The organism is Paenibacillus litoralis, assembly GCF_046244365.1.
Lineage (GTDB): Bacteria > Bacillota > Bacilli > Paenibacillales > NBRC-103111 > Paenibacillus_V.
Genome location: NZ_CP176395.1, coordinates 4,558,382 through 4,573,483, shown reverse-complemented (window position 1 = coordinate 4,573,483; position 15,102 = coordinate 4,558,382). Strand labels below are relative to the sequence as shown.

11 protein-coding genes are annotated in these 15,102 nt (G+C 51.6%); all 11 read left to right on the top strand.

Translation table 11 applies throughout. The features are described from left to right. Nucleotides 1-13 precede the first annotated feature (13 nt). The 11 genes from ACKGJP_RS19055 to ACKGJP_RS19005 all read left to right on the top strand — a co-directional run bounded on the left by ACKGJP_RS19055 (nt 14) and on the right by ACKGJP_RS19005 (nt 14,924). On the top strand, nt 14-1,216 hold the full coding sequence (locus ACKGJP_RS19055) for a pectin acetylesterase-family hydrolase (protein ID WP_409340403.1): 1,203 nt from the start codon (nt 14-16) through the stop codon (nt 1,214-1,216). Nucleotides 1,217-1,234: 18 nt separating this feature from the next. Continuing rightward, nucleotides 1,235-1,861, top strand: a complete 627-nt coding sequence (locus ACKGJP_RS19050) for a TetR/AcrR family transcriptional regulator (RefSeq protein WP_409340402.1) — start codon at nt 1,235-1,237, stop codon at nt 1,859-1,861. Then, nucleotides 1,858-3,642, top strand: a complete 1,785-nt coding sequence (locus ACKGJP_RS19045; RefSeq protein ID WP_409340401.1) for a sensor histidine kinase — start codon at nt 1,858-1,860, stop codon at nt 3,640-3,642. Before ACKGJP_RS19050 ends, ACKGJP_RS19045 begins: the two co-directional genes overlap by 4 nt. Then, on the top strand, nt 3,617-5,305 hold the full coding sequence (locus ACKGJP_RS19040) for a helix-turn-helix domain-containing protein (protein ID WP_409340400.1): 1,689 nt from the start codon (nt 3,617-3,619) through the stop codon (nt 5,303-5,305). Before ACKGJP_RS19045 ends, ACKGJP_RS19040 begins: the two co-directional genes overlap by 26 nt. Nucleotides 5,306-5,326: 21 nt before the next feature. Continuing rightward, nucleotides 5,327-6,865, top strand: coding sequence for an ABC transporter substrate-binding protein (locus ACKGJP_RS19035; RefSeq protein WP_409340399.1), 1,539 nt, complete (start codon nt 5,327-5,329; stop codon nt 6,863-6,865). Next, a complete protein-coding gene (locus ACKGJP_RS19030) occupies nt 6,862-9,519 on the top strand; it encodes a glycosylhydrolase-like jelly roll fold domain-containing protein (RefSeq protein WP_409340398.1) in 2,658 nt (885 codons plus the stop codon). The genes ACKGJP_RS19035 and ACKGJP_RS19030 overlap by 4 nt, the downstream gene beginning before the upstream one ends. A 1-nt stretch (nt 9,520) precedes the next feature. After that, nucleotides 9,521-10,453 (top strand): ABC transporter permease, encoded by a 933-nt coding sequence (locus ACKGJP_RS19025; RefSeq protein ID WP_409340397.1) that lies wholly within the window; start codon nt 9,521-9,523, stop codon nt 10,451-10,453. A 24-nt stretch (nt 10,454-10,477) separates the two neighbouring features. Continuing rightward, the gene (locus tag ACKGJP_RS19020) at nt 10,478-11,365 is read left to right on the top strand and encodes a carbohydrate ABC transporter permease (protein ID WP_409340396.1); all 888 of its coding nucleotides are present in this window, start codon (nt 10,478-10,480) and stop codon (nt 11,363-11,365) included. A gap of 24 nt (nt 11,366-11,389) precedes the next feature. Further along, complete coding sequence (locus tag ACKGJP_RS19015) at nt 11,390-13,669, top strand: glycoside hydrolase family 3 C-terminal domain-containing protein (RefSeq protein ID WP_409340395.1); 2,280 nt, start codon at nt 11,390-11,392, stop codon at nt 13,667-13,669. A gap of 543 nt (nt 13,670-14,212) precedes the next feature. Beyond that, a complete protein-coding gene (locus ACKGJP_RS19010) occupies nt 14,213-14,695 on the top strand; it encodes a DUF2975 domain-containing protein (RefSeq protein WP_409340394.1) in 483 nt (160 codons plus the stop codon). A 10-nt stretch (nt 14,696-14,705) separates the two neighbouring features. Continuing rightward, the gene (locus tag ACKGJP_RS19005) at nt 14,706-14,924 is read left to right on the top strand and encodes a helix-turn-helix domain-containing protein (RefSeq protein ID WP_409340393.1); all 219 of its coding nucleotides are present in this window, start codon (nt 14,706-14,708) and stop codon (nt 14,922-14,924) included. The last annotated feature ends 178 nt before the right edge of the window (nt 14,925-15,102 follow it).

The following is a 15,102-nucleotide window of genomic DNA, read 5'->3' as shown; positions in this document are numbered from 1 at the left end:
AGGAAATCGACCAATGAAAACGATTAAGCGCGTTCTTTTTTATTCCATTGCCGCTGTTGTGCTTTCCATCGTGTACTTCAACCGCAAAGTTCTCAAGAGACCGAGCAGCAAAACCAGCTTTGAGCAAACGAAGCCTGGCAAGTGGAATAAAGTGAAGCTGGGCACAAAAGCAACGGCAACCGACGGCTCGAAGTTTTTTTTGTACACCCGCAAAGGCGCAAGCCGCAATTTGATGGTTTATTTTTGCGGAGGCGGTGCCTGCTGGGACGGCGAGACGGCGCATATCCCTTTGTCGCTGCGCTCTTATCTCAAGCAAGGACAATTCGGCTATTACTTCGCGCGAATTCCTTTTTATATCCTTACCATGCATCGTGGAATCTTCGACCAACGTCCCGACAATCCGTTCTCGGAATGGAACGTCGTGTTTATCCCTTATGCGTCCGGCGATTTTCATGTTGGCCATACGACAGCCCGTTATGAGAGCCAAAACGGCTCAAAATCCCGAACGGTCAGGCACAACGGTAGAAATAACGTAGAGGAAGCGTTACAGTGGATTTACCGGAATTTCGAAACGCCGGATAAGTTGCTCATTGCAGGCTCCAGCGCCGGAGGCTTCGGTTCCGCCTTCTGGGGGAGCGAAATCGCGAATCATTACGCCAGTGCCGAAATCTATCATCTCTCGGACAGTTCTTTTCTCGTTTCCGATCAGTGGCCGACCATTGTGGACAACAATTGGAAGGCAGATTTTCAGCGGACGTTCTCTTATCCGATGGAAGCGGATATGATTGGAGCCGCATTCCGGCATAACGGCACGGCCATGCCTGCTCATTCGGTTCTGCTTCATGCCTGCACCGTCCACGATAAAGTACTGACTTCGTTTCAGAATAGGCTGAACGGCAGAGGGGACGAGATCAATAGGCAAAGCTTGGAGGAATGGAGCCATCAATTCCGAGCGTCCACCCGTCGGCTTGATGAACAATTGCCTAATTTTTATTATTTTCTCACCGACCATGAATACGATTCGACAACGCATACGACTCCGCATACTCTGCTGCCTATGAAAGCCTTCTACGAGGCGGAGGAAGAAGGCACGAAATTAATAACGTGGCTCGACGGGATCATACACAAGAACAAGCGCGTCTCGCTGGGCTCCCGCTTTCTTCAGTTCAAGGAAGCCGAACCGGCGGATGCAGAGAAAGCTAGAATGCAAGCCTAGAACAAGGGGGATCGCACAATGAAGCTTAGAGAGAAGCAGCTCCAGCTTACGAGGGAAATGATCAAAGAGGCTGCGTTGGAAACGTTTTGCGAGAAGGGGATCGAAGGCTCGGACCTCGTTCTCGTCGCTGCCCGTTCGGGTACGTCCAGACGGACGTTGTACCATCACTTCAAAGACAAGGAGCAGCTCGCGACCGAGGTGTACGTGGACAATCTCAAAAAAATGTTCGGGAGACTGCTTCTTGAATTCGACTTCCAATCGCCTCGCGCTTCAATAGAGGCTATTCTGAATAAATATTTGTTTCTGAGGGAGCACCACCCGGACTTGCTGTATTACGATTCACTCTTCAGCGTGTATTTTGCCAGCATGGGCAAAAATCCGGCGGAGCTGCCGGCGTTCAAGGAATTGATCAGCGAGGAAACCCATCTATCCGTGAGCGCGTTTTCGCTGGATTTGCAATCGGAGGAAACGGGACAAAAGCTCGTTTGGATCGAGCGCACGCGGATGGTGACGCATCTTTACTTCATTTATTTGCAGAAGTCTGTGTTAATTTCCCGCCAGAATCAAGATGCGACGAAAGCCGAGGAAATCGAGCAGAATATTCGTTATAAGGAATTTCTGCTCAGCTTGTGGAACGGGCAATGATTGGTAGCGGCCGTCGCGGGCTAAGGCACACGATTCGCTTCAAACTGGTGGCAGGCGTAGCTGCTATTCTCGTGCCGCTTATCGCCCTTCTTAATTTCAACCAATATTACGCCGCGCAAGTCGTCCGAACGCAGGTAGCCGAGAGCAATCAAAGCTATATTTCACTTTATATGAATCAAATAGACGGCGTTTTGGAAGAGATCGACAGCTTCCTCATCGGCATGATCGTTTCCGACCCGAATTTGCCGTTGTTGGAAAAGCGGCAGTCCGAGGAGCAGGCGGCTCTGTTAAAGGTGCAGCTCTCCAAGCAGCTTACGAACGAAATCGCCCGTTACGGAACGATGGACGAATTTTTTATATATTCGGCTATCGACAACACTCTTATTGAATCGTATAGCTTGCGGCCGTCTTACTCCGAGCGAGTTGCGGTAGGAGAAGAAATCGTCCGATTGCTAAGCTTATCTTCCATGAAGTCTCCACATGAGGCGAGAAATTGGACCGTTCGCGAGATCGATGGCAGATACTATATTGTGCGGCTGCTTCAAGCTGAACGAAACACCTACGTCGGCGCTTGGGTGAAGGCGGACAGCCTGCTAGTTCCGCTTAAGCTGATCGACTTGGGGGAAAGCGGCCTTTCTTTGTTCGCCACGACAGAAGGAAAGCCGATGATGCATACCGCATTCATTCGCGAGAATGAAATCGATCTTAGCTTCGCCGAGGGAGGCTACAGCTTATCCGGGAAGCCAGAGCGTTATTTAACCGTGGGGGCGTTATCGAAGCAGGGAGACTTTCGCCTCGCAGCGCTAATACCGGAACAAAAAATCTTAAAGGGCCTGTTTAATCTCCGGGAATGGAACACGGTTGTTTCGGTCGGCTCGATCGTGCTGCTGCCGCTGAGCCTGTTGCTGCTTCGCCGAACGATTTTGCTGCCGATTCGGAGGCTTCTCGCCGCGATGAAGCGAATCGGGGAAGGTCATATGCAAGGAATTCCCGAATCCAGTTCCTCGACGGAAGAGTTTCGCGTTGTGAACGACAACTTTAACTACATGCTCTCCCAGATTAGAGAGCTGAAAATCCATGTTTACGAGGAACAATTGAGCAAGCAACAAGCGGAGCTGAGACAGCTTCAAACGACGATTAACCCTCACTTTTATTTGAACTCCTTGAACATTATGCACAGCCTTGCCGCCGTTGGCGACTATAAGCTGATTCAGGAAATGTCCCGCTGTCTGGCGGACTATTTCCGGTATATATTTCGCAGCGGCGCTTCATTCGTCTCCCTTGGAGATGAACTTATGCATACGCGGAATTACATTCGGATTCAAGAGCTGCGGTTTCCAGGCCAACTGAGCAGCGAGATCGAGGTTCCGTCTTATTTATTAGAGCTGGCCGTTCCCTCGCTCGTTATTCAAACGTTCGTGGAGAATGCCGTTAAGCACGCCTTTTCGTTGGAAAAGCCGTTCCGTCTTACCCTTAGAGGAAAGCTGGAATCGGATGAAAGCGAGCCTCGCTTGCTTCTCGTTATGGAGGATACAGGGAGCGGTTTCCCTCAAGAGGTGCTGGAAAGCTTGGCAGAGGGGAGGAGCTTGGAGCGCAAGGACGGAAGCAGGCATGGCTTATGGAATGCGCGGCGCAGGCTGGAGCTGCTGTATGAAGGACATGCCGACTTGAAGTTAGCCAACCGGGATTCAGGAGGAGCAAGGGTTGAGATTCGTTTGCCGATGAAGCCGTTCCCCAAGGGAGAGGACGACAACGATGCTGAATGTATTAATCGTCGATGACGAGATTCATTTTGTGGAAGCGGTTAAGCGTATGGTGGATTGGGCGGGGCTAAACGTAGCCAACGTTTATGTCGCTTATAGTTCTTCTGCCGCAGAGCAGGCTTTTCAGGCGCATGACATTCATGTGCTTCTTTGCGATATTGAAATGCCGCAGAGGACCGGGCTGGAGCTGCTGGAGTGGATGAGGCATAAGGAGCTGCGGACGGTGCCGGTTCTGATGACCTGTCACGCCGATTTTCGGTTCGCGCAGGAAGCCGTACGTCTTGGCTGTTCCGATTATTTGCTCAAGCCGCTGTCCAAGGAGGAGCTGGAAACGGCTATCCATAAAGCGGTACAAATTGCGAATCGGGAGCAAGAGCGGATTGAGGCGCAGCGAAATAAGCTTTGGTGGTCGCATCAGCAGGACTTGAACCTTGAGAGATTTTGGATGGATCTGTTGAGCGAGGCGATTCCGGCTAATCGTGGAGATTTTCTTCGCGAAGCGGCCGTCCGGCAAATTTCATCTTGCAGGGATGCCGAAGTGCTCCCGGTATTGATGGTCGTTCGACATTGGCATCAGGATTTTCGGGTTAGAGACAAAAAGCTGTTGGAGTACGCGCTGAAAAATGCGGGCAATGAACTGATCGGAAGGCTTAGGCCGGGGAGCGTATTCGTGTCGGTTGGCAGCGAGGCTTGGCTGCTCATTATGTCTGTTGCCCCGGATCAGCGTGTAGGAGAGAGCGGACTCGCCATCATGTGCCGTCGATTGGTTGAATTTTGCAAAACAAACCTCTATTGCGAGTTAACCTGTTACGGGGGGCAAGCCATACCCGGACACGAGGTTTCATCGATGCTGCACAGATTGCTGAGATTGGATCGGAACAATGTGAACGGAGTCGGATATGTCAGCCTTGCCTCGGAGAACCGTTCCGTCGATGCTTCAATTGCCTTGCCCGATATGAGCGGGTGGGCGGCGTTGCTCCGGCAGGGCGTTAAGGAGAGGTTGCTGGAGGAAGTGGCAGCGTTTATTGGCAAGCTGAGGCATCGGTCGGACATCGACAGCCGATATTTGCTCGCATTCAAAGAGAATTTCCTGCAAATGACGCACGCGGTGCTGCAGCAGCAAGGTGTCCAAGCGCATCTTATGTTTTGCGACGGGGGCAGCTTGCGGTTGTCGGAAGCGGCGTCGCGATCCTTGGCGGATCTGGAGCGCTGGCTTGCGCATATCATTGCGAAAGCGGCGGGGTATGCTCAATCGTCTTCCATGGGAGATGTCGTCGAACGCGCAACCCGTTACATTTTGTCCAATCTGGATCAGAACCTGTCCAGGGAGGCGGCAGCCAGCCACGTTTATTTGCATCCGGATTATTTGACGCGCTTATTCAAGAAGGAGCTCGGCTGCACGATTCCGGAGTTTATTATGCGCGAAAGAATGAAGCTGGCCAAGCAGCTGCTTACCCATTCGGAGCTTCCCGTAAGCGCCATATCGATGGCCAGCGGTTATGCGAACTTTTCCCATTTCGCCAAACTGTTCAAGCAGCAGACGGGCTTGACCCCGGTAGAATTTCGGCAAAGCGAGCGCGGAGGCGCCAATGACAAGTCGAATTCACGTCAGGCTAAAGTCGAAGCTGAAGCAGAAGAAAGCGGCGGTCTCCGGCTACAATGGCAAGAGAAAGCCAAATAACGAGGCCAGGGGGGAAATACAATGAGCAAGAAGGCATGGTTGTCCGCAAGTTTAGGAATCGTATTGCTATTGTTGTCGGCATGCGGTTCCAATGGAGGCTCAGGCGAGTCGGCGAAGCCGGGGGACGCTTCCGGGACGGAAGCTCCGTCAGGCGGCGGCAAGCCGCAGAAAACCGACGAGCTGAACGTCGCCTTTCTGAGCGTAACGGGAACGCCGCCCGATCTGAAGGCGGTAGAAGCCGAAATCAACAAAATCACAACAGCCAAAATCAATGTGTCCGTCAATTTGATGCCGATCAATTACGGAGCATACGCCCAGCAGGTCAATCTGATGCTGACGAGCAACGAGAAGCTGGATCTCATCGTTGTAGGCTCGCCGTTCGGGTTTAGCTCCCAAGTATCCCGAGGACAATTGCTTCCGCTCGACGAACTGCTCGACAAGCATGGGAGCAATATTCGCAAGGCGCTTGATCCCGTATATTTGAACGCAAGCAAGGTGGACGGCAAAATCTACGGCGTAACGCCGGTAAGAGATTTGGCGACTGCCAACGGTTTCACGATGCGCAAAGACCTTGCAGACAAGTACGGCATCGATGCAAGCAAGATCAAATCCTTGAACGACGTGGAAGCCGCGCTTAAGATCATTAAAGATAAAGAACCGGGGATCACGCCACTAATTCCAAGCGGTGCGGGGTTTTCTTTCTTAACGAGCTATAGCTGGCACGACGGGTTAGGCAACGGAATGGGCGTCCTTCCGGGCTACGACAACGGCTTGCAGGTTGTCAACAGCTATGAGTCGCCGCAGTATGCCGAGCTCTTGAAACGGATGAGAAGCTGGTATGAGGCGGGTTATTTGCTGAAGGATGCTTCTACGAACAAGGCGAGCCAGATCGAATTAATGAAGGCGGATCGGGCCTTCGGCTACCTCTCGAAGCTGAAGCCTGGCTTTGATGCGCAGGAATCCCGCTCGATCGGCAAGAAGATGGTTAGCGCAGAGCTATCGACTCCGGTATCGATGACGGATCATGTTTTGAACATTATGTGGGGCATTCCGAGGCAAGCGGACAATCCGGTAGCATCGATGAAGTTTTTGGACTTGATGTACGGAGACGCGAAGCTCGTCAATTTGTTGGACTGGGGCATTGAAGGCAAGCATTACGTCAAAGCGTCCGACAATGTGATCAAGTACCCGGAAGGCGTAACGTTGCTGACGAACGGCTATAACTTGAATATGAGCTGGCTGTTCGGCAATCAATTTCTCGCTTATGTGTTTGAAGGGGAAGACCCTGATATTTGGCAGAAAATGAAGGAGTTCAACGAGCAAGCGGTCAAGTCGAAAGCGATGGGCTTTACGATGGACCCCGAGTCCGTGAAGACGGAAATCGCCGCGGTTTCCAACGTCATCGCGCAATACTACCTCGTGCTGGAGACCGGCTCCGTCGACCCGGATAAAGTGCTTCCTCAATTGAATCAAAAACTGAAATCCGCGGGCCTGGATAAAGTCATTGCGGAGAAACAACGCCAGTTGGATGCATGGGCTAAAGCCGGGGGCAAGCGATGAGCGGCAAAAGCAAATTGCAGGAACTGCTTGTCGGAGAGGAACGGAACTATATTCTTCCGTTCCTCTGGCAGCGCGGAGAAGAGGAAACCGTTATCCGCGAGGAGCTTGCCCGCATAAGGGAAGCGGGGATACGGGCGGTATGCGTCGAATCCAGGCCGCATCCCGATATGCTTGGTCCGCAATGGTGGAGAGACATGGACATCATTATGGACGAGGCTCGGACTCACGGCATGCAGATTTGGGTGTTCGACGACGACCACTTTCCGACAGGCCACGCCGCAGGCAAGGTGAAGGAAGCTCCGCCGGAGCATCAGCGGCAGTTTCTGTCGGAGCGGCGAATCGATGCGAGGGGGCCTGATCTCGAAGCCTCCTTCCTGCTGCGCCCATGGTCCGTTCTGGATGGAGCAAGACCTATAGGTGCTGCTGCGGCCAGACGCGATCCGGCCACGGGCAAGTTGGACGGCGAGTTCATTCCCATTGACCTCGAAGCCTCCGTACAGGATGGCGTGCTGTACTGGCCCGTTCCTGAAGGCTTTTGGACGATCTGCTTGTTCGTCGTCACCCGCGAAGGAGGAGACGAGCGCAGGAAGGATTATTTGAACCCGATCGTTCCGGAATCGACGCAAATCTTGATCGATACGATTTATGAAGCTTATTATTCGCGCTACAAAGACGATTTTGGCGTAACGTTCGCCGGCTTTTTCTCTGACGAGCCGGGCTTCTACAACAGCAAGGCATCATACGATTACGCATCGGGCCTCGGCAATGCCAAGATGGCTTTGCCGTGGAGAGACGATCTCCTAGATCTCCTTGAGGCGGAATACGGCCCGGATCTTCGCGGGCATCTGCCCTTGCTATGGAACGAAGGCGGTCCGCATACGTTCGCGGTCCGTTATGCCTACATGAATGTCGTCAGCAAGCTGTATGCGGAACATTTTAGCGGCCGAATCGGACGCTGGTGCCAAGAACGCGGCGTAGCCTATATCGGTCATCTCATGGAGGACAACAACGTCCACGCCAGACTCGGCTGCGGAGCCGGACACTTCTTCCGCGCGCTGGAGGGCCAGGATATGTCGGGCCTTGACGTTGTGCTGTGGCAGATCGTGCCCGGCTTCGATGAAATGTCCTTTTCCTGGATGGGCGGCGAGACGGACAGCGTCTTTTTCCATTACGGAATGACCAAGCTGGCGGCATCGCTCGGACATATCGATCCTCGGAAGCGGGGACGGACGTTTTGCGAGATTTTCGGAGCTTACGGCTGGGCGGAAGGCTTGAAGCTGATGAAGTGGCTGACCGATCATATGCTGGTTAGAGGCGTCAACCATTTCGTTCCCCATGCCTTTTCTCAGAAGGAATTTCCCGATTGGGACTGTCCTCCGCATTTCTATGCAAGGGGATATAATCCGCAGTTCAGGCATTACGGGCTGCTCAACGCCTATACGAACCGGCTTTGCCACTTACTGAACGACGGACAGCACGTGGCTACCGCCGGGGTATTGTATCATGCGGAAGCGGAATGGTCCGGGGAGTCGATGTTGTTCCAAGAGCCTGTCAAGCAGCTGATGCAGCGTCAAATCGATTGCGACGTTCTGCCGGCGGACGTCTTGCTTCGTTCAAGCGTTATTCAAGGGGAGCTTGCCGTTCACGAAGAACGGTATCGCTGCTTAATCGTTCCCTATGCAGAAGCGTTGCCGATTGAATTGATCGCGAAGCTGTCCGAGCTAGCCGCGTCAGGCTTGCGGGTCGTCTTTGTCGACTCGCTGCCGAAGCGGGCAAGTCAAGCCGTGCCGCATGCGGAGCCGTTGAGGAAATTGAAAGCCCAGGCACAAGTTACCGTTGTGCCTCTGCTTCAGCTTGCCGATACGTTGCGGGATTGGGGCATGTACGAGCTTGAGGCATGCGAAAGACAGCCTTATCTTCGAGCGTACCAGTATCGTCATGACCGTCTGGAAACCGTAATGCTGTTCAATGAGCATCCCGAAGAGACGTTGAATACTCGCGTCATTCTTCCGGGCGAGGGAGTATGGCTGCGCTACGACGCTTTCGGCAATACGTTGGATCGGGTCGGAGAAGGTAATAAATATGCTCATGATCTCACGCTCAGAGCATATGAATCGGCCGTCTTGCTGCGCATTCCGCCCGGTGACGAGGCGAATTATTCGATTGGTCCGGGGAAGACGGCACCAACGTCGGAAGCGACAAGCCGTCTGATCGAGCCGACGGAGTGGCATGTTTCGTTGGCCTCGGCACAGGACTACCCTGCGTTCAAGCCTTGGGGGACATTGACAAGCTTGCGGAACATAAGCTCTCGCGATTTGCTGCCAAGATTCTCAGGCACGATTAAGTACGAATGCCAAGTGCAGAACGATGAAGCTGCGGGCCCTGTCTGGCTTGATTTGGGCCGGGTATACGAGACGGCGCAAGTTTGGGTAAACGGACGGGAAGCCGGAGTCCGATTATGTGCTCCCTATGTGTGGGATATTTCGGAGTTTTGGCGGCAGGGGTCGAACGAGTTGATCGTCGAGGTGACGAATACGTTGGTCAAGGATCAGCAGGATTGGTTTTCCAAGTTCGTTCAGCAGGAGCCCTCCGGTCTGCTTGGCCCAGTTAGGCTCCTTAGGTCATCAGCGATAAGCGTGGGAAGCGGGGAGTAATATGGAACAAACCTATCGGCTCCGCCGGAAGAACGGCATCCGCAAATACGGCGTTTTGCTGCTCATGATGGTTCCGGGCTTGGCCTATTTGCTAATCAACAACTACTTGCCGATGTTCGGGCTGCTTATCGCCTTCAAGGATTACAATTTTGCGAAGGGGCTGCTCGGCAGCGATTGGGTCGGCCTTAGAAACTTCGAATATTTGTTCAAAACGCAGGACGCCTACATCATCACTAGAAACACGATTCTTTATAATTTTTCATTCATCATTTTAAATACGGCCTTCGCCGTGGGAATCGCGATTGCGCTTAATGAAATTCGCAGCCGGTTCATGTCGAGATTTTATCAGAGTGTGCTGTTGCTGCCTCATCTCATCTCGATGGTTATCGTCAGCTACTTGGCCTATTCCTTGTTGAGCATGGATACCGGTTTTATGAACAAGACCGTGCTTCCACTTCTCGGGATAGACGACATTTCGTGGTATAGCGAGTCGCAATATTGGCCGTTCATCCTGACGATCATCAGCTTGTGGAAGGGGGCCGGCTTCCTGTGCGTCATTTACTTGGCGGCGATTGTCGGGATCGACCCGGAATATTACGAGGCGGCCAAGCTGGACGGTGCTTCCAAATGGCAGCAAATCCGCAGCATTACGCTCCCGCTGCTGTCTCCGATTATCATTATGATGACTTTGCTCGCTATCGGTAAAATCTTCTATTCGGATTTCGGCTTGTTTTATCAAGTTCCGCTAGGCTCGGGAGCGCTTAACGATACGACTCAGGTCATCGACACTTACGTGTACCGGGCTCTTATGAATCTCGGAGATATCGGGATGTCTTCCGCCGCAGGGCTGTACCAGTCCATCGTCGGCTTCGTACTGGTGCTGCTATCGAATTACGCGGTGCGCAAATTCAACAAGGACAGCGCATTGTTCTAAGGTCTGGGACTGGAGTGGAGAAGCATGAATACGATCAACAGGGGAAAACAGATTTGGCTTCATCTTCCGATGCTTGCCCTAGCAGCGGCCTGCGTGCTGCCCTTCCTGCTGCTCGTCATCTCATCCGTATCGGATGAAAGCTCGATTCTGCGGCAGGGCTACACCTTTTTTCCCGATCAGCTGGGGCTGGATGCTTACCGTTACTTATGGAATCATTCCGATCAACTCGCGCGGGCATACGGCGTAACGGTGTTTATAACGATTTTCGGCACGGCGGCGAGTTTGCTCATGACCGCGATGCTCGCTTACCCGATGTCCAGACAAGGCGTTCCATGGCGCGGGGGAATTGCATTTTTCGTTTTTTTCACCTTGTTGTTCAATGGCGGGCTGACCCCGACTTATTTGATCTATGTGCAAGTTTTCGATATTAAAAATACGATTCTGGCGCTTATTGTGCCCGGATTGCTGATGAACGGCGTTAACGTACTGCTGATGCGGACCTTTTTCATGACGACGATCCCTCCGGCCTTAATCGAAGCGGCGCAAATAGACGGAGCCGGTGAATTCAAAATTTTCTGGAGAATCATTTTGCCGCTGTCGATGCCGATCGTGGCCACCGTAGGCCTGATTCAGACGATCATCTACTGGAACGACTGGTTTAACGGCATGATCTACGTGACGGATTCCAAGCTATTCAGTATTCAGAACATTCTGAATCGAATGCTGACGGACATTCAGTTTCTGACGGAAAGCAAGTTCAGCGCGCAATTAGGCGAGGCCGGGGCGAATTTGCCCAGCACGACCGTGAAGATGGCGGTCGCCGTAGTCGGCGTTCTGCCGATAATCGCCATGTATCCCTTCTTTCAAAAATATCTCATTAAAGGCATAACGATCGGCGCGGTAAAAGGATAGGCAGGTGCGAGGAGGAACAGACGGATGAAGCTTACAAAAGGAAAGGAATGGCTTTCCCTCATGACCTTGGAGGAGAAGGCGAGCTTGTGCTCGGGCAAGGATTATTGGAGAACGAACGCGCTGGAAAGATTGGGCATCCCGTCCATCGTCATGATGAACGGCCCCCACGGGTTAAGGAAGCTTGACGAATTTGAAGTCAACTTCGATGTGAGTGACAGCGCTCCGGCCACTTGCTTTCCATCGGCATCCGCGCTGGCATCCTCCTGGGACCGGGAACTGCTGACGGAGATCGGCGTTGCGCTCGGGAAGGAGTGTCATGCGGCGGGAGTGGATATTTTGCTCGGGCCTGGCGTGAACCTGAAGCGCTCTCCCCTAAACGGGAGGAACTTCGAATATTTCTCGGAGGACCCCTATTTGTCGGGGGAGATGGCCAAAGCTTACATTAACGGCGTTCAGAGCCAGAACGTTGGCACCTCGTTGAAGCATTATGCTTGCAACAATAAGGAAGAGCGGCGGATGACGACCGATGCTGTCGTAGAAGAGAGAGCGCTGCGGGAGCTATACTTGAACGCCTTCGAGATTGCCGTCAAGGGCAGTCAGCCGTGGACGATCATGAGCGCCTACAATCGGGTCAATGGAGCTTATTGCTCGGAGCATCCGCATTTGTTGAATCAAATTCTGAAGCAGGAATGGGGGTTTGAAGGCGCGGTCGTCTCCGATTGGGGAGCGGTGAACGTGCTGTCGGAAGGAATTCGGACCGGGCTTGATTTGGAGATGCCTTCGAGCGAAGGCTACGGTCCTGCAAGCATTATCAAGGCGGTGCAAAGCGGGGCATTGACCGAAGAAGCGCTGGACCGCGCCGTCGAGCGGGTGCTGCAATTGGCCGTTCTCTCCGCGAAGCGTTCCGGGCAGCCGATCGATTGCGATTACGAGAGTCACCATAATCTTGCCCGGAAGGCCGCAGCGGAAAGCATGGTGCTCCTTAAGAACGAGGCGAGCCTGCTTCCGTTGTCCAAGGCGCAGCGTAAGATCGCGCTTATAGGAGCAATGGTCCGTTCGCCGAAAATTCAAGGCGGCGGAAGTTCGCATATGAAGCCGACGCAAGTGGACGATGTTGAAGCCGCATTTGCCGCCAAGCTGGGCGAAGGCAGAGAGCTTGTCTACGCGAAAGGCTACGATCTGGACAGCGAGGCAATCAACAAGGCGTGGGAGGAGGAGGCGAGAGCGGCAGCGGCGGAAGCCGAAGCGGCTATCGTTATCGTCGGACTACCCGAGCGCTGCGAATCGGAGTCGTATGATCGGCAGCATCTTCGGATTCCCTTTAACCAAGCCGAGATTATCCGCGCCGTAGCGCAAGTTCAGGAGCGGGTCATTGTCGTTTTGTGCAATGGCTCCCCCGTGGAGATGCCTTGGGCGAAGCATGTGGGCGGAATCGTTGAAGCTTACTTGGGCGGCCAAGCCTTTGGAGGCGCGCTTGCGGATATTCTGTTCGGAGATGCGAATCCGTGCGGCAAGCTTGCGGAAACGTTCCCGATCGATCTGCCAAGCACTCCGGCTTTTCTCGGTTTTCCGGGCGAGGGCGATCGCTGCGAATATCGCGAAGGCCTCTTCATCGGCTACCGCTACTATGACAGCCGCAATATCGAGCCGCTTTATCCGTTCGGCTTCGGCTTAAGCTATACGTCGTTCGAATACAGCGATTTGTATCTCGATAAGAAAGATTTCAGCGATCAAGAAACGCTCACCGTGCGTCTTCGGGTTCGGAATACCAGCGATCGAACAGGCAAGGAAACGATTCAATTGTATGTAAAGGACAAGGTGAGCCGATTGGTTCGGCCGGAGAAGGAACTGAAGGCATTCGCGAAAGTCGAGCTTCCTGCCGGGGAAGCCAAAGAAATCGTCTTTAATTTGGATAAGAGGGCGTTCGCTTATTATGATCCAGAGCTTAAAGATTGGCACGCGGAGACGGGAGAGTTCGATATTCTGATCGGACAGTCCTCTCGGCATATTATGCTGCAAGAGACGGTAACCCTCCGCTCGACAACTTTGATCGCAAGGCAATACGACCGCCAGTCATCCTTGTCGGATTTGATCGCCGATCCTCGGGTTGAGCCTATCATTCGCCAATTTACGCAAGGACTGTCCGATTCCCAAGACAAGCACAGCTCGGAGATGATGGCTGTGTTTATCCGAGAAATGCCGCTCCGATCGCTAGTCGCTTTCAGCAAAGGGGCGTTCACCGACGAAATGCTGGAGGGGCTTTTGCACCATGCGAATACGATAGGGACGCGGGAGAACAGTTAGCGGACGCAGTCCGCGAAAGCCTTATAGAGAGCGAGACGGGGGAGTTCCAGTTCATTCCCTATGTCTCGCTCCCTTTTTGAAATAGGATGAAGTATTGAGAAAAGGGAGTCAAGACAGTGATGTGGAAGCGTTTTCTAATTAGGTGAAGGTGTCGAACGACAAGAACAATATCTCATTGAAAGTCGCATATAATGCGGCTTTTTGATTTTATGGGATAAAGTTCTTGTAAAAGTCTAATGACAAGAACTTTATCCCATTCCCGAAATTGACAAGAACTTGATCCCATTCTCGACAGAACGCTGTAAACCTGTCACCAATAACTGCAGATCAAGCGGAAAATCCCTTCCTAGTAACTCTTATGTTATTAGTTCGAGAGTTTACACAAAGGATTTTACTGCCTCAGCCTCGCTTATTTTTTTTGCTTAAAATATAAAGGATATTCAATTAACAATAACAATATAATATATATCGATATATATTTATTGTTAAACAATATATCGTGTGTTAAAGTCATTTTATAATTAAATTAGCGAGGTGCTTTTTATGAAACGGGGAACAACACTCTTTTTGAAGATGGCTAATATTCTTATTGGAATCCCAGTTCTTGCATTGTGCATATTTTTGTTGCCTAAGATCGGGAATTTTGCCGGAGAATTGTATCCAGATATTACTTATATGAAATCTCTCGTTTTAATCGATATGTACGCGGCAGCGATACCTTTTTACTTCGCTCTGTATCAAGCTTTTAAACTTTTAAGCTATATTGATAAGAACCAAGCGTTCTCGGAATTATCCGTCAAGGCTTTAAAGAATATAAAATACTGTGCCATCACAATAAGTACCTTGTACCTGCTAGCTATGCCACTCTACTATCTCATGGCGAAGAGAGTTGACCCTCCAAGTTTCATACCAATCGGATTGGTCATTATTTTCGCCTCTATGGTGATCGCCGTTTTTGCTGCTGTTCTCCAAAGACTTTTACAAGAAGCTATTAATATAAAATCAGAAAATGATTTAACGATCTGAGGTGAATATCATGGCGATTATCATCAATGTTGATGTGATGTTGGCAAAAAGGAAAATGAGCGTAACAGAACTTTCGGAGAGGGTTGGAATTACTATGGCGAATCTTTCCATTCTGAAAAACGGGAAAGCAAAAGCGGTTCGTTTTTCAACATTAGAAGCGATATGTAAGACTTTGGATTGTCAGCCGGGTGATATTTTGGAGTACAAAAGCGACGAAGTCACTCAATAAAAACAGACTTTTTTCGGAACATATAGCATCAAAGTATGGCAAGTAAGCAGTGATTCTGATTCTGGGGCTTGTCAATTCGAATTCTTGTTTGAGGTCAATAATTCTCTTTACTATCTCCTTATGTATTTGAACGATTAATTTGATGCATTTCAACAAAGTGAACTCAATTAACGGATAT